The sequence below is a fragment of the Pseudomonas sp. 14A genome (assembly GCF_018132745.1).
Taxonomy (GTDB): Bacteria; Pseudomonadota; Gammaproteobacteria; order Pseudomonadales; family Pseudomonadaceae; genus Aquipseudomonas; species Aquipseudomonas mercuritolerans.
Genome location: NZ_JAGRQJ010000014.1, coordinates 414,939 through 434,398, shown reverse-complemented (window position 1 = coordinate 434,398; position 19,460 = coordinate 414,939). Strand labels below are relative to the sequence as shown.

The window sequence follows — 19,460 nt, the reverse complement described above, 5'->3', positions numbered from 1 at the left end:
ACGGGAATTTGTTACCGATTGCGCGACAAGCGCGCATTGCTGAAAGGGCTTGTCGGCGGCATAATGTAGCCCCTTTTTTCTGCCCCTACATGTGGAAGGTTACCGTGACTCAGAAGCCCGACCAGTGTCTTGGTGAATGGATCGACCGTGAAGCACTCGCAGAAGCGATGATCCCGCTTATCGGTCAGCTCTACCGCAATAACAACGTGGTTAGCTCGATCTATGGCCGCAGCCTGATCAACCAGTCTGTCATCGCGATTCTCAAAGCTCACCGCTTTGCTCGCCACCGTTCTTCGGACGACAGCGAACTCTCCGTCCACGAAACATTCCCACTGCTCAAGGCCATGAGCGAGCTCAAGCTCGGCGCGGCGTCGGTGGATCTGGGCAAGCTGGCGTTCAAATTCCGCAATGAAGGCAACGGCCGCAGCGCCGAGCAGTTCGTGCGTGAAGAGATGGCTGATGTGGTTGGCCAGCAGAACGCCTCGGCCCGCAAAGGCACCGACGTTGTTCTTTACGGCTTCGGTCGTATCGGCCGTCTGCTGGCGCGCATCCTGATCGAGAAAACCGGTGGTGGCGACGGCCTGCGTCTGCGGGCCATCGTCGTGCGCAAAGGCGCCGAGAACGACCTGACCAAACGCGCCAGCCTGCTGCGTCGCGATTCGGTACACGGTTCGTTCAACGGCACCATTACCATCGATGAAGAAAACAACACCATCACCGCCAACGGTAACCTGATCCAGGTGATCTACGCGAAGAACCCGACCGAGGTGGATTACACCCAGTACGGCATCAAAGACGCGCTGCTGGTGGACAACACCGGTGTCTGGCGTGACGCCGATGGCCTGGGTCAGCACCTGGCCTGCCCGGGTATCGACCGCGTTGTTCTGACCGCGCCTGGCAAGGGCAAGCTGAAGAACATCGTTCACGGCATCAACCACGGTGAAATCACCGCTGACGACAAGATCGTCTCGGCTGCTTCCTGCACCACCAACGCCATCGTGCCGGTGCTCAAAGCGGTCAACGACAAGTTTGGCATCATCAACGGTCACGTCGAAACCGTTCACTCGTACACCAACGACCAGAACCTGATCGACAACTTCCACAAGGGCGATCGCCGTGGCCGCAGCGCCGCACTGAACATGGTGATCACCGAGACCGGCGCCGCCACCGCTGCTGCCAAGGCTCTGCCTGAGCTGGCCGGCAAGCTGACCGGCAACGCGATTCGTGTTCCGACGCCTAACGTGTCGATGGCCATTCTCAACCTCAACCTTGAGAAAGCCGCCACCCGTGAAGAGATGAACGAGTACCTGCGCTACATGGCGCTGCACTCCGAGCTGCACAAGCAGATCGACTTCGTCAATTCGCAGGAAGTCGTGTCGACCGACTTCGTTGGCTCGCGTCACGCTGGTGTGGTCGACGCTGAAGCGACCATCGTGCAGGACAACCGCGTCGTTCTGTACGTTTGGTACGACAACGAGTTCGGCTACAGCTGCCAGGTGGTTCGCGTGATGGAAGACATGGCTGATGTGAATCCGCCAGCGTTCCCGCGCTAAGCCTCAGGCTTGAATGAAAACGCCCCGGCATTTTGTCGGGGCGTTTTTGTTTATGGGCCTGTTGGATCTTCTGTGTCCTTGCCGGCCTCTTCGCGAGCAGGCTCGCTCCCACACTGGATCAGTGTCGTTCACAATCTTCTGTGGGAGCGAGCCTGCTCGCGAAAGCATTCTGTCAGGCGCCGCTGGCTACCGAAGCCTGCGCCGTGCGCAACTCATGCCGGTTGCCACGGAACAGCACCAACGTCGCAATCAACCCCAACACCGCCGCGCCGCTGAGCCATATCCCCGGTGCTGCCTTGTTGTCCAGCACATGAATCAGGTAAGTGCACGCCGCCGGCGTAAACCCGCCGAACGTCGCCGTCGCCAGGCTGTACGCCAGCGAGAACCCGGTCGTGCGCACTTCCACCGGCATGATTTCGGTCAGCGCCACCACCATCGCGCCGTTGTACGAGCCATAAAGGAACGACAGCCACAGTTCGACAATCAGCAAATGGCTGAAGCTCGGGTTCGCCACCAGCCACGACAGCGCCGGATATGCGGTGAGGATCGCCAGAATCGTCGCCGCCAGCAGCAGGGGTTTTCGGCCGATCTTGTCGGACACAGCGCCCATCACCGGTAGCCAAAAGAAATTCGACAAGCCGATGCATACGGTCACCAATAGCGCATCGAGATCAGACAGGTGCAGCTCGGCCTTGCCGAACGTCGGGGTGTACGCGGTGATCAGGTAGAACGACACCGTGGTCATCACCACCAGCGCCATGCCGGCAATGACGATGCCGAAGTTCTGCCCGATCGAGCGGACGATTTCGCCGAGGGTAGGGCGGTGGGTTCGCGCTTGGAATTCCGGAGTTTCTTCCAGCGAGCGACGGATGAAGAAAATCACCGGCACGATCATGCAGCCAATCAGAAACGGCACGCGCCAGCCCCATTCGCCCATTTGCTCCGGACTCAGCCAGTGGTTGAGGCCAACGCCGAGCAGACCGGCGAACACCACGGCTGCCTGTTGGCTGGCCGACTGCCAACTGACGAAGAAGCCTTTGCGCCCCGGCGTTGAAATTTCCGCCAAATACACCGACACACCGCCCAGTTCCACGCCCGCTGAGAAGCCTTGCAGCAGGCGGCCGAACAACACCAGCAGCGGCGCGGCGACGCCGAGCGTCGCGTAACCGGGCACGCAGGCAATCAGCACCGTACCGGCGGCCATCATCGCCAAGGTGATGATCAGCCCTTTGCGCCGTCCGTGACGGTCGATATAGGCGCCGAGGAAAATGGCCCCCAGCGGGCGCATCAGGAAGCCGGCGCCGAAGGTCGCCAGCGACAGCATCAGCGAAGCGAACGCGCTGTCGGTGGGGAAGAAGGTTTTGGCGATGGCCGTGGCATAGAAGCCGTAGACCATGAAGTCGAACATTTCGAGGAAGTTGCCGCTGACAACGCGAAAGATCGCTTTGCCTTTGCCCGTGGTGGAGGACATGGGAGGTACTCACTGTTCAATTTGTATAAAGGCGTTGCAGCCATGGGGAAGCGAGCGGGCGCTTGTAGTTCATAATGGCCGCCGTGGTTTTGCGGGGAGATGAAGAATTGTTAACTGGACGCTGGTTGGGGCCTGTGGTGTTGGCGGTGGCAATCGGCGGCTGCGGCAGCGGCGATTCCCTGGAACAGGTTGGCGGTTCGACCATGGGCAGCACCTGGTCGGTCAAGTACGTGCGCCACGCCGGGGTCGCCGATCCTTCAATGGTGCGCGGCGAAGTGCAGGCCATCCTCGGTGAAGTCGATCAACAGCTGTCGACTTACCGAAGTGACTCCGCCATCGAACGTTTCAACGCCTTGCCCGCCGATAGCTGCCAAGCCATGCCGGCAGCAGTGCTCGAATTGGTCCGCATCGGCGAACAGCTTTCAACGCAAAGCGAAGGCTCCTACGACCTGACCGTGGAACCGCTGCTGGACCTCTGGGGATTCGGCCCGCAAGGACGCGAAGAAAAGGTCCCTGATGCGGCCGCTGTGGCCGAGGTCATGCAGCGGGTCGGTCATCAGCATCTGCGCATCGACGGCGAGCGGTTGTGCAAGGACGCCGCCGTCGAAGTCGACTTCAACAGTATTGCCGCCGGTTACGCCGTGGATGCCATCTCCGCCAGATTGCTGGGCATGGGCATTGACAATTATCTGGTCGAAGCCACGGGCGAACTCAAAGCCCGGGGCAAGAAGCCGGATGGTTCCGCGTGGCGCATCGCTCTCGTAGAGCCTCGCGATGACCAGCAAGTGGCCGAGCGGATTATCGATGTTGATGGCTACGGCGTGTCCACCTCCGGCGACTACCGCCACTATTTTCTGCAGGACGGTCGGCGTTATTCCCACACCTTCGATGCCCGCAGCGGGCGACCGGTCCTACACGACCTGGCGTCAGTCACGGTGATTCATCCTTCAGCGCTGATGGCCGATGGACTATCGACGCTGTTGCTGATTCTCGGGCCGGAAAGGGCGCAGGACTATGCCCAAAAGCATGACATTGCTGCATTCTTTGTCCTGCGTGCCGATACAGGTTTCGTCAGCCGCAGCAGTCAGGCATTTACGCAGCTTGTCGGTGAAAAAAACTGACCGAAGACAAGACGAAAGCTGGCGTTGTAGTGCAGGCAAAAGTAGCCTACGACGCGACCAAGGGTTAATGTGCGCGGCGTTGACGCTTCTATAGACTGTGTCCGGGTTCTTCACTGGCCCCCAATTGTTCCTTCGCGCCGCCGTTCGGCGTGATTTAGCCGCCGGTGCTGCTGGCACTGCGGCCTGTTCTGAGGAGTACGCATGGCTGTCTACAACTACGACGTGGTGGTACTGGGTTCCGGCCCGGCGGGAGAAGGCGCGGCAATGAACGCCGCCAAAGCGGGGCGCAAGGTCGCGATGGTCGACAGCCGTCGCCAGGTCGGCGGCAACTGCACCCACCTCGGCACCATTCCGTCCAAGGCACTGCGTCACTCGGTGCGGCAGATCATGCAGTTCAACACCAACCCGATGTTCCGCGCGATCGGCGAGCCACGCTGGTTCTCCTTCCCGGACGTGTTGAAAAGCGCCGAAAAAGTCATTTCCAAACAAGTCGCATCGCGCACCGGCTACTACGCCCGTAACCGTGTCGACGTGTTCTTCGGCACCGGCAGCTTCGCCGACGAGCAAACCATAGAAGTGGTCTGCGGCAACGGCGTGGTCGAGAAGCTGGTGGCCAAGCACATCATCATCGCCACCGGTTCGCGTCCGTATCGCCCGGCGGACATCGATTTCCACCACCCGCGCATCTACGATAGCGACACCATCCTCAGCCTCGGCCACACCCCGCGCAAACTGATCGTTTACGGCGCCGGCGTGATCGGCTGCGAATACGCGTCGATCTTCAGTGGTCTGGGTGTGCTGGTCGAGCTGGTCGACAACCGTGGCCAGTTGCTGAGCTTCCTCGACTCGGAAATTTCCCAGGCGCTGAGCTACCACTTCAGCAACAACAACATCACCGTGCGTCACAACGAAGAGTACGACCGCGTCGAAGGCGTGGACAACGGCGTGATCCTGCACCTGAAATCCGGCAAGAAGATCAAGGCCGACGCCTTGCTCTGGTGCAACGGCCGTACCGGCAACACCGACACCCTGGGTCTGGAAAACATCGGCGTCAAGGTCAACAGCCGTGGCCAGATCGAAGTCGACCAGAACTACCGCACCTGCATAGAAAACATCTACGGCGCCGGTGACGTGATCGGCTGGCCAAGCCTGGCCAGTGCCGCCCACGACCAGGGGCGTTCGGCTGCTGGCAGCATCGTCGACAATGGCAGCTGGCGTTTCGTCAATGACGTGCCGACCGGCATCTACACCATTCCGGAGATCAGCTCGATCGGCAAGAACGAGCAGGAGCTGACCCAGGCGAAAGTGCCGTACGAAGTCGGCAAGGCATTTTTCAAGAGCATGGCGCGGGCGCAGATTGCCGGTGAGCCGCAGGGCATGCTGAAGATCCTCTTCCACCGCGAAACGCTGGAAGTGCTTGGCGTGCACTGCTTCGGTTATCAGGCGTCGGAGATCGTCCACATCGGTCAGGCGATCATGAACCAGCCGGGCGAGCTGAATACGCTGAAGTATTTCGTCAACACCACGTTCAACTACCCGACCATGGCCGAAGCCTATCGGGTCGCGGCGTACGACGGCCTCAACCGGCTTTTTTGACGGGCTCCGGCCGGTGGCCTGAGCCGGCCGGGGAGACCGATTTCAGCAATTCTCAAGGGTGGCAGTGGCCAAACCGGGAAAGTCTGTAATCAGGCTGTCAACGCCGAAGTCGGCGAGTCTGCGCATCAGTGCAGGCTCGTTGACGGTCCACACCGACACATGCAGGCCCTGACGCTGCGCCTTCTGCAGGCGTTCCGGCGTACACAGCGTCCAGTTCAGCGCGAGAATTTCGCAGCCGTAGCTGGCCGCCACCTTCAACGGATCGAGCCAGGCGTATTCGGCCACCAGGCCACGGGATACGTCCGGTACCAGATCCAGCGCTGCCTTCAAGACTTCCCGCGAACTCGAGGTGATCGTCACCTTGTCGAGCAGGCCGTGGCGCTGAGCCATTTCCCGAATCGCCAGCACGGTAGTCGCCGCGCGGGTGCGTGAAGCGCTTTTGACTTCCAGCTGCCAGTGCTCGAAATCACATTGCTCGAACAGCTCTTCCAGCGTCGGAATCGGGCACGGCTTGATCCAGCCCGGGCCGCCCTTGCGTGCGTCGTAGGTCACCAGTTCGGCGGCGGTGTGCTCGACGACTTTGCCGCGGCGGTCGGTGGTGCGCTTGAGGGTCGGGTCATGAATGACCATCAGCTCGCCGTCCTTGGACAGGTGCAGATCCAGTTCGCAGCGGCGTACGCCGTGCTTGAGGCATTCCTGAAAGCTGCTCAGGGTGTTTTCCGGTGCTTCGCCCTTGGCGCCGCGGTGGCCGTAGATGAGGGTCACGGTGCTTCCTTAAGTTAAATGCCAGATTCGTTCTGTTCGCGGGCCAGACGGCGTTCCTGAGCCTGCTTTTGCAAGATGTAGCGCGCGAGCAATTGGCGTTGGGCATCGGTCGGGCGCTCGAACTCGGTGCCGACGTCATAGCCATCACCCTTGGGATCGCAATGGGTGACCCGGGCGCGCAGCAGCAGGCCAAGCGCCTGCGGCATCAGTACCAGTTTCACCGACAGGTGCGCGCCGGTGGCAATCGGGGTCGGGTACTGAAAGTCGATCCCGCCCTCGGAGATGATCACCGGCTGCGGCTCGCCGATGTGGCCGAGCACGGTCAGGGCGATGACCTGGCTGAGCAGGTCGATGCGTTTGTTCTGCGATTTGAGGAAAGCGGCGATGGCGCGGTCGCGCTCGCTGATCTGCCGCAACAGGTGCTGCGACTCGAATTCGCTCAGGTGCAGTTCGCTGAGCAGGTTGAAGAGTGGGGAAGCATCCTGCAACACTTCCTGGCCTGCGGCTTCGGGAGCGGACAGGGGCCGAATTTCCAGTGCGATCGTGTCCTCGATACGGTAGTATTCGCGGCGATCTTCTTCATCTAATGTCGACATGGCGAACCCATGGTAGCGGCGGTGGTCTGAGTGTAAAGCTGGTTTTCGACCCCCGCCACAAGGACGTTCCTTTTCCCTCCGAACAAGCCCCGACATGTTCAGACCTCTCTTCGTATTTATCGGCACGCGTTATACCCGTGCAAAGCGTCGCAATCATTTTGTGTCATTCATTTCCCTGACTTCGATGATCGGGCTCGCCCTTGGCGTGGTCGTGATGATCGTCGTGCTGTCGGTGATGAATGGCTTCGACCATGAGATGCGCACCCGCGTGCTGGGCATGGTGCCCCACGCCACTCTCGAGACCGGCGAGCCGATCAACGACTGGCAAAGCCTGGCCGACAAGGTCAAGCAGAACCGGCAGGTGACGGCGGTGGCGCCGTTCACCCAGATGCAGGGCCTGCTGACCAACAACGGTCAGGTTTCCAAGGTGTTGCTCAATGCCATTGATCCTGCGCTCGAGCGCAATGTGTCGATCATCGACAACTTCATGAAGCAGGGCAGACTCGACGACCTGACACCGGGCAGCTTCGGCATCGTCATCGGCGACAAGGCGGCGACCAAGCTCGGCGTCGGCATCGGCGACAAGGTCACTTTTGTTGCGCCCGAGGTCAGCGTGACCCCGGCCGGCATGTTCCCGCGTATGAAGCGCTTCACCGTAGTCGGGATTTTCCATGTCGGCGCCGGTGAGCTCGACGGTTACCTCGGCGTGACCAACCTGCAGGATCTGGCGAAAATGCACCGCTGGAAAGCCGATCAGGTGCAGGGCCTGCGACTGAAGTTCGACGACCTGTTCCAGGCCCCGCGCGAGGCGTGGAACATCGCCCAGCAGCTCGGCGAAGACCGTTACTACGCCCGCGACTGGACCCGTACCCACGGCAACCTGTATCAGGCGATCCGCATGGAAAAAGCCATGATCGGGCTGCTGTTGCTGCTGATCGTCGCCGTCGCCGCGTTCAATATTATTTCCACGCTGGTGATGGTGGTGAACGACAAGAAGGGCGACATCGCCATTCTGCGTACCCTAGGCGCCACTCCGGGAACGATCATGCGCACGTTCATGGTTCAGGGCACGGTGATCGGCGTGGTCGGCACGGCCATCGGCGCGATGGTCGGGATCCTTGCGGCGCTGAATGTCAGTGCGGCCATTTCGGCGCTTGAAGGGCTGATCGGCCACAAGTTCCTTAATGCTGACGTGTATTTCATTGATTATCTTCCTTCGCAGGTCCAGAGCCAGGACGTCGTCATGGTCTGCGCCGCTGCGTTGGTCCTGAGTTTCCTCGCCACCCTGTATCCCGCCTGGCGTGCCGCGCGCACCCAGCCGGCGGAGGCGTTACGTTATGAGTGAGTCGGGCATGAGTGAACAAGCAATTCTGAGCTGCCGTAACCTGGGCAAATCCTACGAGGAGGGTCCGGAGTCGGTACAAGTGCTGGCCGGCCTGCAACTGGAGCTGCACCCGGGCGAACGTGTAGCGATCGTGGGCAAATCCGGTTCCGGCAAGAGTACCTTGCTCAACCTGCTCGGCGGCCTCGATACGCCGAGCAAGGGCAGTGTCTGGCTCGACGGCGAAGAGCTGTCGGCCTTGAGCGAGAAAAAGCGGGGCCTGCTGCGCAATCGCGCGCTTGGTTTCGTTTACCAGTTTCACCACCTGCTGCCTGAATTCACCGCGCTGGAAAACGTCTGCATGCCGCTGCTGATCGGCAAGACCGCCATCCCGGAGGCGCGCCAGCGTGCCACGGCATTGCTGGAGCGCGTCGGTCTCGGCCATCGTCTGGAACACAAGCCGGCGGAATTGTCCGGCGGCGAACGTCAGCGCGTGGCCATCGCTCGTGCCCTGGTCAACAACCCGGGGCTGGTGATGCTCGATGAGCCAACCGGCAACCTTGACCTGCACACCGCCGAAGGCATCCAGGACCTGATGCTGGAGCTGAGCACTTCGATGCGCACGGCGTTCCTGGTGGTGACGCACGACATGAACCTGGCTCGCCAGATGGACCGCGTCCTGCAGTTGCAGGAAGGTTGCCTCACTCCCATCTGACTGGCTGAAACCCGGCGCCCGTAACGGCGCCGGGTCTTTTATTTCTATACGGTGCCCCAGCGAATGTTCAGACCGTTATCGATCTTTATCGGCACGCGCTATACCCGCGCCAAGCGCCGCAATCGCTTTGTTTCGTTCATTTCGATGACCTCGATGATCGGCCTCGCCCTCGGCGTGCTGGCGATGATCGTGGTGCTGTCGGTGATGAACGGCTTTCAGCGCGAGATGAGCTCGCGCATCCTCGGCATGGTGCCCCATGCCACCATCGTTGGCGTCAAGCCGATCGATGACTGGCAGCCGGTGGCCGCCGCCGCGATGAAAAATCCTGAAGTGACTGCCGCCGTGCCGTTCACCGAGATGGAAGGCATGCTGTCCTACAAGGGTTCGATGCAGCCGATCCAGATCAGCGGCGTTGATCCGGCCCAGGAAGGCAAGGTGTCGATCGTTGCCCAGCACATCGTCCAGGGGCGTCTTGATGCATTGAAGCCGGGCGAATTCGGTGTGGTGATCGGTGAGATCACCGCGCGGCGTTTCCGCCTCAATGTCGGCGACAAGATCACCCTGATCGTCCCGGAAGTCAGCACCGCGCCGGGCGGTATCACCCCGCGCATGCAGCGCCTGAATGTGGTGGGCGTGTTCAAGGTCGGCGCCGAGCTGGACGGCTCGATGGGCCTGATCCACGTCGCCGATGCCGCGACCATGCAGCACTGGCAACCGAATCAGGTGCAGAGCGTGCGTCTGGCGGTCAAGGATCTGTACGCGGCGCCGAAGGTGTCTGCGGACATCGCCGGTGGCCTCGGCGCTGACTTCAAGGCTGACGACTGGACCCACACCCAGGGCAGCCTGTTCAGCGCGATGAAGATGGAAAAAACCATGATCGGCCTGCTGTTGCTGATGATCGTCGCGGTGGCGGCGTTCAACATCATCGCGACGCTGATCATGGTGGTGAACGACAAGGGCGCCGACATCGCCATCCTGCGCACGATCGGCGCTACGCCCCGGCAGATCATGGCGATCTTCATGGTCCAGGGCACGGTGATCGGTATTGTCGGCACCATCATTGGCGGCGTGCTGGGCGTGATTGCGGCGCTCAATGTCAGCGAACTGGTCGGCTGGGTCGAGCGCGTGACCGGCCAGCATATCTTCAGTTCGGACGTGTATTTCGTCAGCAACCTGCCTTCGGAACTGCAGGGCGGCGATGTGCTGTTGATCTGCTCGGCGGGGTTCATTCTGAGCTTCCTGGCCACGGTGTATCCGGCGTGGCGGGCGGCGAAGATCGAACCGGCGCATGCCTTGAGATATTCGTAACCTTTAGACCGCCTTCGCGAGCAGGCTCGCTCCCACGGTTGGAATGCATTTCCCTGTGGGAGCGAGCCTGCTCGCGAAGGGGCCGGACCTGCTGGCCTCAGTTCTGCTTCGGTAACTGGATCACAAACCGCGTAAACCCCACCTCCGATTCGCAATGAATCGTCCCGCCATGTGCCCGCACGATCGACTGGGTAATCGCCAGCCCCAACCCCGCATGCTCACTGCTGCCTTCCTGCCGCGCCGGATCCGCTCGATAGAAGCGGTCGAACAGACGTGGCAGTAATTGCGCGGAAATACCCTCGCCACTGTTCTCGACGCAGACGCGCACGATCTCCCCCTCGTCGACGATGCTCAAGCGCACATAACCCTCGGCCGGGGTAAACCGCAGTGCGTTATCCAGCAGGTTCGACAAGGCCCGGCGCAACATGCCGCGATCACCTTCGATTTGCGCCTCACCTTCACGGCTCAAACTCACGCCAGCGTCTTCCGCCAATGGCGCAAAAAACTCGAGCAACATGTCAGCTTCATCCGCCAGCTCCAGCGGTTCGCGCTTGGGCATCAGCAAGCCGTGGTCAGCCTTGGCCAGATAGAGCATGTCGTTGACCAGTTGCGCCATCCATTGCAGTTCTTCGAGGTTGCTGTGCAGCGCTTCGCGGTAGTCCTCCAGTGCGCGAGGGCGGGTGAGGGTGACCTGGGTGTGGGTCAGCAGATTCGACAAGGGTGTGCGCAGCTCATGGGCGATGTCGGCGGAGAATGCTGAGAGGCGCTGAAACGAATCGTCGAGGCGTGCGAGCATGGCGTTGAAGTTGTAGGCCATTTCTGCAAGCTCTGGTGGCATCTTCTCTTCAGGCAGGCGGGCATTCAGCGATTGCGCGGAAATCCCACGGGCCACCGCGCTCATGCGGCGCAACGGGCGCAGACCGCTGCGCGCGGCCCAGGCCCCGAGCAGGGCAGTGGCCAACGCCGACAGGCCGACGGTCAGCCAGATCAGATGCTGCATGCGCGTAAGAAAATGCTGGTGATGGGTGATGTCCAGCAGCAGCGTCAGTTGTGGCGAATCCGCTGCGTCCGGGTAGAGCGGGGCGCGCAGCACACGGTAATCGGTGCCGTCATGACTGATGGTCGACAGGCCGGTTTGCAGTGGCAGATTCTTCGGAATTTGCACCGAGCTGTCATACCAGTGCTGGCCATCGCCACTGGTGATGCGCAGCGACAGATCGGCCTGACGGCTGAGTTCATCGGCCAGCCGCGCTTCACGCTGGGCAGGTTGGAGATCCTGCAAGGCGCGGCGCAGGCCGATCAGTTTCGTCTCCAGTTGTTGCTGGTCAAGCTCGATGAAGTGCGCCTCGCTGGCACGGTCGAACAGCACCCCGGCGAACAGCGAGACGACCGCAGTGCAAGCGGCAAACAACAGCGCCAGGCGCGTGCTCAAGGACCAACGACGCATCACAGCGAACGCTCTTCGAGCACGTAACCCATGCCGCGCACGGTGTGGATCAACTTGTTGGGAAAGTCATCGTCGATCTTCAGGCGCAATCGGCGGATCGCCACTTCGATGACGTTGGTGTCGCTGTCGAAATTCATGTCCCAGACCTGCGAGGCGATCAGCGATTTGGGCAAGACTTCACCCTGACGGCGCAGGAGCATTTCCAGCAGGGCGAATTCCTTGGCGGTCAGGTCGATGCGCTGGCCGCTGCGTTCGACCCGACGGCGGATCAGATCCAGGCGCAGATCGGCCAGTTGCAGACTGGTTTCCTGGGCGATCGCGCTGCCACGCCGCAACAGGCTGCGCACCCGCGCGAGCAGCTCGGAAAAGGCGAACGGCTTGACCAGATAATCGTCGGCGCCCAGTTCGAGGCCGTGAACCCTGTCCTCCACGGCGTCTTTGGCGGTGAGAAAAAGTACCGGCGTGTCGAGGCCGGCGCTACGCACCGCTTGGAGAATCTGCCAGCCACTGCGCCCGGGCAGCATTACATCGAGGATCAACAGCGCGTAGTCGCCGCTCAAGGCCAATTGCTGGCCGCTGATGCCGTCAGCCACCAGCTCGGTATTGAATCCGGCCTCGGTCAGGCCCTGACGCAGGTATTGGCCGGTTTTCGCTTGGTCTTCGACGATCAACAGTTTCATGGGCGACTCGGGCGGGGTTGGTATTTGGAAGGGCGAAGGCGTTATACCGTGAGATCCGGCGATGAGCGCCAAGCTGACAAAGTTGTAATGTGCCTGTCAGGTCGATGCCAGTCCTGGGTGGTTAGAGTTTCCCACAGGCTGAACCTTCTCTTGTTGGAGTACGACCATGTTTTTGCGCACCTCGCTGAAAATAGCCGCCTGTCTGCTGGGATTGAGTACGCCAGCCTGGGCGACACCGGTGCACACCTTCGCCTTCGGCCAGCCGGCAGCGGCGAGCCAGGCCACGCGGACTATCGAAGTCGTCATGGGCGACATGAACTTCGACCCGAAAGCCATACAGGTCAAGGCCGGTGAGACGATTCGCTTTGTGCTGGTGAATAAAGGCCAGTTGCTGCACGAATTCAACCTCGGTGATGCGGCGATGCATGCCAGTCACCAGCAGGAAATGTTGCAGATGCAGCAAAGCGGCATGCTCACGCCTACCGGCATGAAAGAAATGTCCCACGACATGGCAGGCATGGATCACGCGGCGATGGGCCATGGCATGCAGCATGACGACCTCAACAGCGTGCTGGTCGAGCCGGGCAAAACCGCCGAGTTGACCTGGACTTTCAGCAAGGCCACGGCGCTCGAGTTTGCCTGCAATATCCCCGGGCATTATCAGGCCGGCATGGTTGGCAAACTGACAGTCAGTCAGTAAGCACTCAAAGGCGCGGGCAAAGGCTGGTAGAATCCGCTGATTCTTCAGTCAGGTTTCCGCCATGCATCCCGCAGCCGAACATTCGCCGCTGGGCAAATCCAGCGAATACATCGCCACTTACACCCCGTCCCTGCTGTTCCCGATTCCGCGCAGCGCGAAATGGGCCGAGCTGGGCCTGACCGCCGAAACCCTGCCGTATAGAGGCGTGGATTTCTGGAACTGCTTCGAGCTGTCGTGGCTGCTGCCCTCGGGCAAGCCGGTGGTGGCGATCGCTGAATTCAGCATCCCGGCGGATTCGCCGAACATCATCGAATCGAAGTCGTTCAAGCTCTACCTCAACTCGCTGAACCAGACGCCGTTCGCCGACGTTGCCACATTGCAAGCGACACTGGTCAAGGATCTGTCCGCCGCTGCCGGCAAACCGGTGGGCGTGCGGGTGCGCAGTCTGAAAGACGTGGAAGCTGAAGGCGTGGTGGCGTTGCCGGGCGTGTGCATCGATGATCTGGATATCAGCGTGAGCAATTATGAGCATCCGCGTCCGGAGCTGCTGCGTTGCGATAATTCGCGCGTGGTCGAGGAGAGCGTGCACAGCCATCTGCTCAAATCCAACTGCCCGGTGACCAGCCAGCCGGACTGGGGCAGCGTCGTGGTGGAATATCGCGGCGCGGCGCTGGATCACGCCAGCCTGCTGGAGTACATCGTCAGCTTCCGCCAGCATTCGGACTTCCATGAGCAATGCGTTGAGCGGATTTTTCTTGATCTGCAGCGGTTGTTGAAGCCGGAGAAACTCACGGTGTTTGCGCGCTATGTGCGCCGGGGTGGGCTGGATATCAACCCGTATCGCAGCACTGAAGAGGTGCAGCTGCCGAATCATCGGCTCGTACGTCAATAAAAATCCTGAATGTGCGATATCCCTTGTGGGAGCGAGCCTGCTCGCGAATGCGGTGTTTCATTCAACGATGATGTCGACTGACACGACGCCTTCGCGAGCAGGCTCGCTCCCACAGGGGCTTGCATGCACATTTTGCAAATGAAAAAGCCCTGCCATCGCTGGCAGGGCTTTTTTGTGCGGCGGGGCGTCAGATGCCCATGCTGCCCAGCGTATTCATGATATTGCGCAGGGTGCCGGCGATCGCCGGGTGTTCGACTTCGAAGCGCTCGACCGCCAGGTTCACGCCGTCGGCGATGCTCGCGTCCTGGGTGGCAGTTTCCAGCTGGATTTCCGATTCGATCTGCGCCATCAGCGCATGCAGATCCTCACGCTCGGCTTCCGACAGCGGTGGATTGTGTTCCAGCTGCTCGCGCAGGGTATCGAGCTGTTTTTGCAGTTCTTGGGCGGGCATGGTGGTTTCCTTTTATCAATAGGCACTGGCATTGACCGCAGCCACGCGCCAAAGGTCTGTGGCTGACCTTTAGATTAATCCACTCTCGGTAAACCTGCATGACGCCGATCAGGGCTTTTCGCCTTTGGCGCGGCGCAAGCTGATGTCGGCGAGGCAGGCGTCCAGTTCGCCGAGATGATCGATCACCGAATGCACACCCAGGCCGAACAACTGTACGGTCGCCTTGCCGCGCAACTTTTCGCGTTCCTTTTGTGACAAAGCCTGCCACTCGCTCGGGCTCAGGCCGCATAGCGAGCCGCAGGACGCCAGGCCAATCGTCCAGAGTCCGGCATTCAGGCCGGCCTGTAACAGGCGCGGCTCACCACTGACCAGCACGCAGCCGTCGAGGCGGTCGATGTTCAGAGCCATCAACGCTTGCCAGCAGGCATTGGGGGCGGGCCACGGATTCATTGTTGCTGAATGTTGCGTCGGTTTGATCCAGTCTGGCAGCGAGGCGGCCAGTGGCTGAGCGAGGGCAGGGGGCAATTCGTCGAGCCACGCGCAGGGAATTCCCTTGCGCTGCAAACTTTTCAGGCTATCGAGTGCGCCGGGTGTAGTTTTGGCATGTTCCGGCTGGGCGTTGAGCTGTTGCGCGGCACGGGCACCGAAATCCACCAGGCAACCGCTAAGGCCGAACAGCACGGCAGTCAGGCCGGGCGCGGCGACGGGCAAGGTTTCGGCGTGAGTCATGGCAACGTCCCTGAAATAACGCTCAAGACTAGGGCGCTGGGGTGACAGTTGCATGACAGGCGGGTGAAAGCCTGCGTAGGAAACTTCCTGCATATCCTTGCAGCGGCGCACTGCCCAAATCGCCGTTTACGCTTATACTAGCGGCCTTAATGCTTGGGCCGAGAGGTCCGCGCCAGTATCAAATCCAAGGAGTTTTTCTATGCGCTGGAGCCCTTCGCTCACTCAGCTAAGTGTATGTGCCAGCCTGTTGCTGGCGCCGTTCGCCACCCAGGCGGCCACCGAAGAAGACCCTTGGGAAAGCGTCAACCGGCCGATTTTCCAGTTCAACGACTTCGTTGACACCTACGCGCTGAAGCCACTGGCGCAGGGTTATGAGTTCATCACCCCGCAGTTCGTTGAAGACGGCATTCACAATATGTTCCGCAACGTCGGTGACGTCACCAACCTGGCGAACAACATCCTCCAGGCCAAACCCGCTGCAGCGGGCGTTGATACCGCCCGACTGATTTTCAACACCACCTTCGGTCTGCTCGGCTTCTTTGATGTCGGCACTAAGATGGGCTTGAACCGCAGCGACGAAGACTTCGGTCAGACCCTCGGTTACTGGGGCGTAGGCAGCGGCCCGTACGTGATGCTGCCGCTGATGGGCCCGAGCACCCTGCGTGACGCACCGTCGAAATACGTCGACAGCTTCACCGGCGCGTACCGCTACATCGACCACGTGCCGACGCGTAACTCGATCTTCGGCCTGAACATCGTCGACACCCGCGCCAGCCTGCTGTCGAGCGAGAAGCTGATCAGCGGCGACAAATACACCTTCATCCGCAACGCTTACCTGCAGAACCGCGAGTTCAAGGTGAAGGACGGTCAGGTCGAAGACGATTTCTGATTTCGACCGGCGACAGGAAGGCGACCCTCGGGTCGCCTTTTTTGTCCGCGCCAGAGCGTCGCCTGCGACTGCCGCTACCTTCCATCGGGTTACCGTGGGAGCCGTTCTTATAACTCCCGGTGATTTGACAAACAAAGTCGTCAAGCGACAATCGGCGCATGCTTGAAACGCTCTGCGGATGGGAGTACCGTCTGCGCCTTAGAAGGGCACCTCTGTTTAAAACCGCGCGCCAGGCGAATGCTTGAAAGCGCTGCAACAGAGAGGCTAGAAAGCGAATCCAGTAGTCTGCGCAGGGCCGTTGCCCCGCTCACTACGCCAACCTAATTCTGGCGCCGTTTGCCCACATGCCAAAAACCAGTGCCACGCTGCTGATAATCGATGATGACGAGGTAGTGCGCGCGAGCCTCGCGGCCTATCTGGAAGACAGTGGTTTCAGCGTCCTGCAGGCCGGCAACGGTCAACAGGGTCTTCAGGTATTCGAGCAAGACGAGCCCGATCTGGTCATCTGCGATCTGCGCATGCCGCAGATGGGCGGTCTCGAACTGATCCGTCAGGTCACCGAGCGCTCACCCGATACGCCGGTGATCGTGGTCTCGGGTGCCGGGGTGATGAATGACGCGGTCGAGGCCCTGCGCCTGGGCGCGGCGGATTACCTGATCAAGCCTCTCGAAGATCTGGCTGTGCTCGAGCACTCCGTGCGCCGGGCCCTGGATCGTGCGCGGCTGCTGCTGGAAAACCAGCGCTACAGCGAGAAGCTGGAAAAGGCCAACCGCGAGCTCGAAGCCAGCCTGAACCTGCTCCAGGAAGACCAGAACGCCGGTCGTCAGGTGCAGATGAACATGCTGCCGGAAAGCCCGTGGAGCATCGACGAATTCAATTTTGCCCACCAGATCATCCCGTCGCTGTACCTGTCGGGTGATTTTGTCGACTATTTCCGCGTTGACGAACGCCGGGTCGCGTTTTATCTGGCGGATGTTTCCGGGCATGGCGCGTCATCGGCCTTCGTCACCGTGCTGTTGAAGTTCATGACCACGCGTTTGCTCTTCGAGTCGAAACGCAGCGGTACCTTGCCGGAGTTCAAGCCTTCGGAAGTGCTCGGTCATATCAACCGGGGGCTGATCAGTTGTAAGCTGGGTAAACACGTCACAATGGTCGGTGGAGTCATCGACGAGGAGACCGGTTTGTTGACCTATAGCATCGGCGGCCATCTGCCTTTGCCTGTGTTGTACACGCCTGACAGTGTTCGTTATCTCGAAGGCCGTGGCCTGCCGGTGGGGCTTTTCAATGAAGCCACCTACGAAGACCACGTGCTTGAGCTGCCGCCGACGTTCAGCCTGACGCTGATGTCTGATGGCATTCTGGACCTTTTGCCGGAAGCAACGCTCAAAGAAAAAGAGGCTGCTTTGCCCGAACGGGTGAAGTCAGCGGGCGGCAGCCTGGATGGCCTGCGGCAAGTGTTTGGTTTGGCCACGCTGGGGGAGATGCCGGATGATATCGCCCTGTTGGTGTTGAGCAGGAATCTTCAATGAGTACCGGTAGAATCCAGTTCGCCGAGCAGGACGGCACCTTCGTCCTGAAGTTCGTCGGTGAAGTTCGCCTGACCCTGTGTTCGGCGTTGGATGCGACTATTGAGAAAATCTTCACCGCGCTGAATTTCAACGCGATCGTGATCGATTTGACCGAAACCCGCAGCATCGACAGCACGACGTTGGGCCTGCTGGCCAAACTGTCGATCCTGTCGCGGCAGAAGGTCGGCCTGTTGCCGACGGTTGTCACCACCCACGAAGACATCACTCGGCTTTTGCAGTCGATGGGCTTCGAGCAGGTGTTCAACATCGTCAACCACCCGGTGCCGTGCCCGGAGTGCCTGGACGACCTGCCGGATCAGGACCAATCCGAAGAAGTTGTGCGAATCAAGGTGCTGGAAGCGCACAAGATTCTCATGGGCCTGAACGATTCCAATCGTGAAGCGTTTCATGATCTGGTGAATGCGCTGGAGCGGCATTGATTCAGTGAATTGAGGATGCTTAGGCCAGCCTCTTCGCGAGCAGGCTCGCTCCCACAGAATCTTTATTCGACACACAATCGAGATCACTCACAAATCCCTTGTGGGAGCGAGCCTGCTCGCGAAGGCGGGCACTACCGATTTCCAACAGCCACAAAAAAGGGCGAACCCTCACAGGTTCGCCCTTTTTGCATTCTACAAACTCAAATCACAGCTTGGCCTGGAGCAATGCTTCCAGTTTTTCCTGGTCGCGGGCGAACTGACGGATGCCTTCAGCCAGTTTCTCGGTGGCCATCGCGTCCTCGTTGGACAACCAGCGGAATTGCGCTTCGTTGAGGCTCAGACGCGCTTCACCGGCATTGCCCGGCGCCAGTTTGCGTTCCAGCTTGCCGGTGTCGGCGGCGAGCTTCTCCAGCAGTTCCGGGCTGATGGTCAGGCGATCACAGCCGGCCAGTTGCTCGATCTGGTTGATGTTACGGAAGCTGGCACCCATGACCACGGTCTTGTAGTCATTGGCCTTGTAGTAGTTGTAGATGCGCGTCACCGACTGCACGCCAGGATCATCGGCGCCGGTGTAGTCGTTGCCGTTGGCCTTCTTGTACCAGTCGTAGATACGGCCCACGAACGGCGAAATCAGGAACACCCCGGCGTCAGCGCAGGCGGCGGCCTGGGCGAAAGAGAACAGCAGGGTCAGGTTGGTCTGGATGCCTTCCTTTTCGAGGATTTCGGCAGCGCGGATGCCTTCCCAGGTCGAGGCGATCTTGATCAGCACGCGGTCGCGGCCCACGCCGGCCTTGTCGTACAGCTCGATCAGGCGATGCGCACGCTTGAGGATCGCATCCTGGTCAAAGGACAGACGCGCATCCACTTCGGTGGAAATGCGGCCCGGAACCACGTTGAGGATTTCCTTGCCCACTGCGACGCCGAAACGGTCGCTGGCCAGGCCGACGTCGCCCTTGCAGTCGCGAACGCAATCGTTCAGCAGTTCGGCGTAACCGTGAATGGCCGAAGCCTTGAGCAGCAGGGAAGGGTTGGTGGTGGCATCGGTCGGTTTGACTCGGGCGATCGCTTCGAAGTCGCCGGTGTCGGCAACCACGGTGGTGAACTGTTTGAGTTGTTCCAGCTTGGAAGTCATGGGCGTGCTCTATCCTATGGGTCTGAAGACATTACCCGAGCGCTGACGGGCACTCAAGGGTGCATTCGTGGATCGATGGCCCCTGT

Annotated in this window: 19 protein-coding genes and 1 pseudogene; 11 read left to right on the top strand and 9 right to left on the bottom strand. The window is 60.4% G+C overall.

Annotated features, from left to right (window positions below; translation table 11 throughout):
* Positions 1 to 89 precede the first annotated feature (89 nt).
* Positions 90 to 1,553 (top strand): glyceraldehyde-3-phosphate dehydrogenase, encoded by a 1,464-nt coding sequence (locus PS14A_RS16675; protein WP_016775482.1) that lies wholly within the window; start codon positions 90 to 92, stop codon positions 1,551 to 1,553.
* A 172-nt stretch (positions 1,554 to 1,725) separates the two neighbouring features.
* Here the strand turns inward: PS14A_RS16675 and PS14A_RS16670 are convergent, their stop codons facing one another.
* Positions 1,726 to 3,024 carry an MFS transporter gene (locus PS14A_RS16670; RefSeq protein WP_041477332.1) on the bottom strand — a complete coding sequence of 433 codons (1,299 nt, stop codon included), beginning with the start codon at positions 3,022 to 3,024 and terminating at the stop codon, positions 1,726 to 1,728.
* Positions 3,025 to 3,098: 74 nt separating this feature from the next.
* On the opposite strand from PS14A_RS16670, the gene PS14A_RS16665 reads away from it, so the two are divergent.
* Positions 3,099 to 4,145 carry an FAD:protein FMN transferase gene (locus PS14A_RS16665; RefSeq protein ID WP_212616781.1) on the top strand — a complete coding sequence of 349 codons (1,047 nt, stop codon included), beginning with the start codon at positions 3,099 to 3,101 and terminating at the stop codon, positions 4,143 to 4,145.
* A gap of 201 nt (positions 4,146 to 4,346) precedes the next feature.
* Positions 4,347 to 5,741, top strand: a complete 1,395-nt coding sequence (sthA, locus tag PS14A_RS16660) for a Si-specific NAD(P)(+) transhydrogenase (RefSeq protein WP_039760770.1) — start codon at positions 4,347 to 4,349, stop codon at positions 5,739 to 5,741.
* A 42-nt stretch (positions 5,742 to 5,783) separates the two neighbouring features.
* Here sthA and PS14A_RS16655 read toward each other — a convergent pair whose 3' ends face one another.
* Both PS14A_RS16655 and PS14A_RS16650 read right to left on the bottom strand, forming a co-directional pair.
* Positions 5,784 to 6,506, bottom strand: coding sequence for a glycerophosphodiester phosphodiesterase family protein (locus PS14A_RS16655; RefSeq protein WP_008087738.1), 723 nt, complete (start codon positions 6,504 to 6,506; stop codon positions 5,784 to 5,786).
* Positions 6,507 to 6,520: 14 nt separating this feature from the next.
* Complete coding sequence (locus PS14A_RS16650) at positions 6,521 to 7,102, bottom strand: PilZ domain-containing protein (protein ID WP_016775478.1); 582 nt, start codon at positions 7,100 to 7,102, stop codon at positions 6,521 to 6,523.
* Positions 7,103 to 7,196: 94 nt separating this feature from the next.
* Here PS14A_RS16650 and PS14A_RS16645 point away from each other — a divergent pair, with 94 nt between their 5' ends.
* The 3 genes from PS14A_RS16645 (at position 7,197) to PS14A_RS16635 (ending at position 10,446) form a co-directional block, all read left to right on the top strand.
* Positions 7,197 to 8,447 carry a lipoprotein-releasing ABC transporter permease subunit gene (locus PS14A_RS16645; protein WP_212616780.1) on the top strand — a complete coding sequence of 417 codons (1,251 nt, stop codon included), beginning with the start codon at positions 7,197 to 7,199 and terminating at the stop codon, positions 8,445 to 8,447.
* 7 nt (positions 8,448 to 8,454) lie between these two features.
* Positions 8,455 to 9,138 (top strand): lipoprotein-releasing ABC transporter ATP-binding protein LolD, encoded by a 684-nt coding sequence (gene lolD, locus PS14A_RS16640; RefSeq protein WP_016775477.1) that lies wholly within the window; start codon positions 8,455 to 8,457, stop codon positions 9,136 to 9,138.
* Between the two features lie 63 nt (positions 9,139 to 9,201).
* The gene (locus tag PS14A_RS16635; protein ID WP_024013627.1) at positions 9,202 to 10,446 is read left to right on the top strand and encodes a lipoprotein-releasing ABC transporter permease subunit; all 1,245 of its coding nucleotides are present in this window, start codon (positions 9,202 to 9,204) and stop codon (positions 10,444 to 10,446) included.
* A 97-nt stretch (positions 10,447 to 10,543) separates the two neighbouring features.
* On the opposite strand, the gene PS14A_RS16630 is transcribed toward PS14A_RS16635, so the two are convergent.
* On the bottom strand, positions 10,544 to 11,893 hold the full coding sequence (locus tag PS14A_RS16630) for a heavy metal sensor histidine kinase (protein WP_212616779.1): 1,350 nt from the start codon (positions 11,891 to 11,893) through the stop codon (positions 10,544 to 10,546).
* Positions 11,893 to 12,573 (bottom strand): heavy metal response regulator transcription factor, encoded by a 681-nt coding sequence (locus PS14A_RS16625; protein WP_071173049.1) that lies wholly within the window; start codon positions 12,571 to 12,573, stop codon positions 11,893 to 11,895. The genes PS14A_RS16630 and PS14A_RS16625 overlap by 1 nt, the downstream gene beginning before the upstream one ends.
* A gap of 166 nt (positions 12,574 to 12,739) precedes the next feature.
* Here PS14A_RS16625 and PS14A_RS16620 point away from each other — a divergent pair, with 166 nt between their 5' ends.
* On the top strand, positions 12,740 to 13,273 hold the full coding sequence (locus tag PS14A_RS16620) for a cupredoxin family protein (protein WP_130887720.1): 534 nt from the start codon (positions 12,740 to 12,742) through the stop codon (positions 13,271 to 13,273).
* Positions 13,274 to 13,334: 61 nt separating this feature from the next.
* Complete coding sequence (queF, locus tag PS14A_RS16615) at positions 13,335 to 14,165, top strand: NADPH-dependent 7-cyano-7-deazaguanine reductase QueF (protein WP_212616778.1); 831 nt, start codon at positions 13,335 to 13,337, stop codon at positions 14,163 to 14,165.
* 23 nt (positions 14,166 to 14,188) lie between these two features.
* Here queF and PS14A_RS26830 read toward each other — a convergent pair.
* The 3 genes and pseudogenes from PS14A_RS26830 to PS14A_RS16605 all read right to left on the bottom strand — a co-directional run.
* A pseudogene (locus PS14A_RS26830) lies at positions 14,189 to 14,296 on the bottom strand (metal ABC transporter ATP-binding protein); the annotation flags it as partial.
* Between the two features lie 56 nt (positions 14,297 to 14,352).
* Positions 14,353 to 14,616 (bottom strand): DUF4404 family protein, encoded by a 264-nt coding sequence (locus tag PS14A_RS16610; protein WP_016775472.1) that lies wholly within the window; start codon positions 14,614 to 14,616, stop codon positions 14,353 to 14,355.
* Positions 14,617 to 14,724: 108 nt separating this feature from the next.
* Positions 14,725 to 15,345 carry an HAD family phosphatase gene (locus PS14A_RS16605; protein ID WP_212616777.1) on the bottom strand — a complete coding sequence of 207 codons (621 nt, stop codon included), beginning with the start codon at positions 15,343 to 15,345 and terminating at the stop codon, positions 14,725 to 14,727.
* Between the two features lie 199 nt (positions 15,346 to 15,544).
* On the opposite strand from PS14A_RS16605, the gene PS14A_RS16600 reads away from it, so the two are divergent.
* The 3 genes from PS14A_RS16600 (at position 15,545) to rssC (ending at position 18,242) form a co-directional block, all read left to right on the top strand.
* Complete coding sequence (locus PS14A_RS16600; RefSeq protein WP_016775470.1) at positions 15,545 to 16,234, top strand: VacJ family lipoprotein; 690 nt, start codon at positions 15,545 to 15,547, stop codon at positions 16,232 to 16,234.
* 344 nt (positions 16,235 to 16,578) lie between these two features.
* Positions 16,579 to 17,763: a two-component system response regulator RssB gene (rssB, locus tag PS14A_RS16595; RefSeq protein ID WP_212616776.1), complete on the top strand. Its 1,185-nt coding sequence runs from the start codon at positions 16,579 to 16,581 to the stop codon at positions 17,761 to 17,763.
* A complete protein-coding gene (gene rssC / locus PS14A_RS16590; protein WP_003226553.1) occupies positions 17,760 to 18,242 on the top strand; it encodes an anti-sigma factor antagonist RssC in 483 nt (160 codons plus the stop codon). Before rssB ends, rssC begins: the two co-directional genes overlap by 4 nt.
* Before the next feature lie 205 nt (positions 18,243 to 18,447).
* Here rssC and tal read toward each other — a convergent pair whose 3' ends face one another.
* Complete coding sequence (gene tal, locus PS14A_RS16585; protein ID WP_016775468.1) at positions 18,448 to 19,374, bottom strand: transaldolase; 927 nt, start codon at positions 19,372 to 19,374, stop codon at positions 18,448 to 18,450.
* Positions 19,375 to 19,460: the final 86 nt, after the last annotated feature.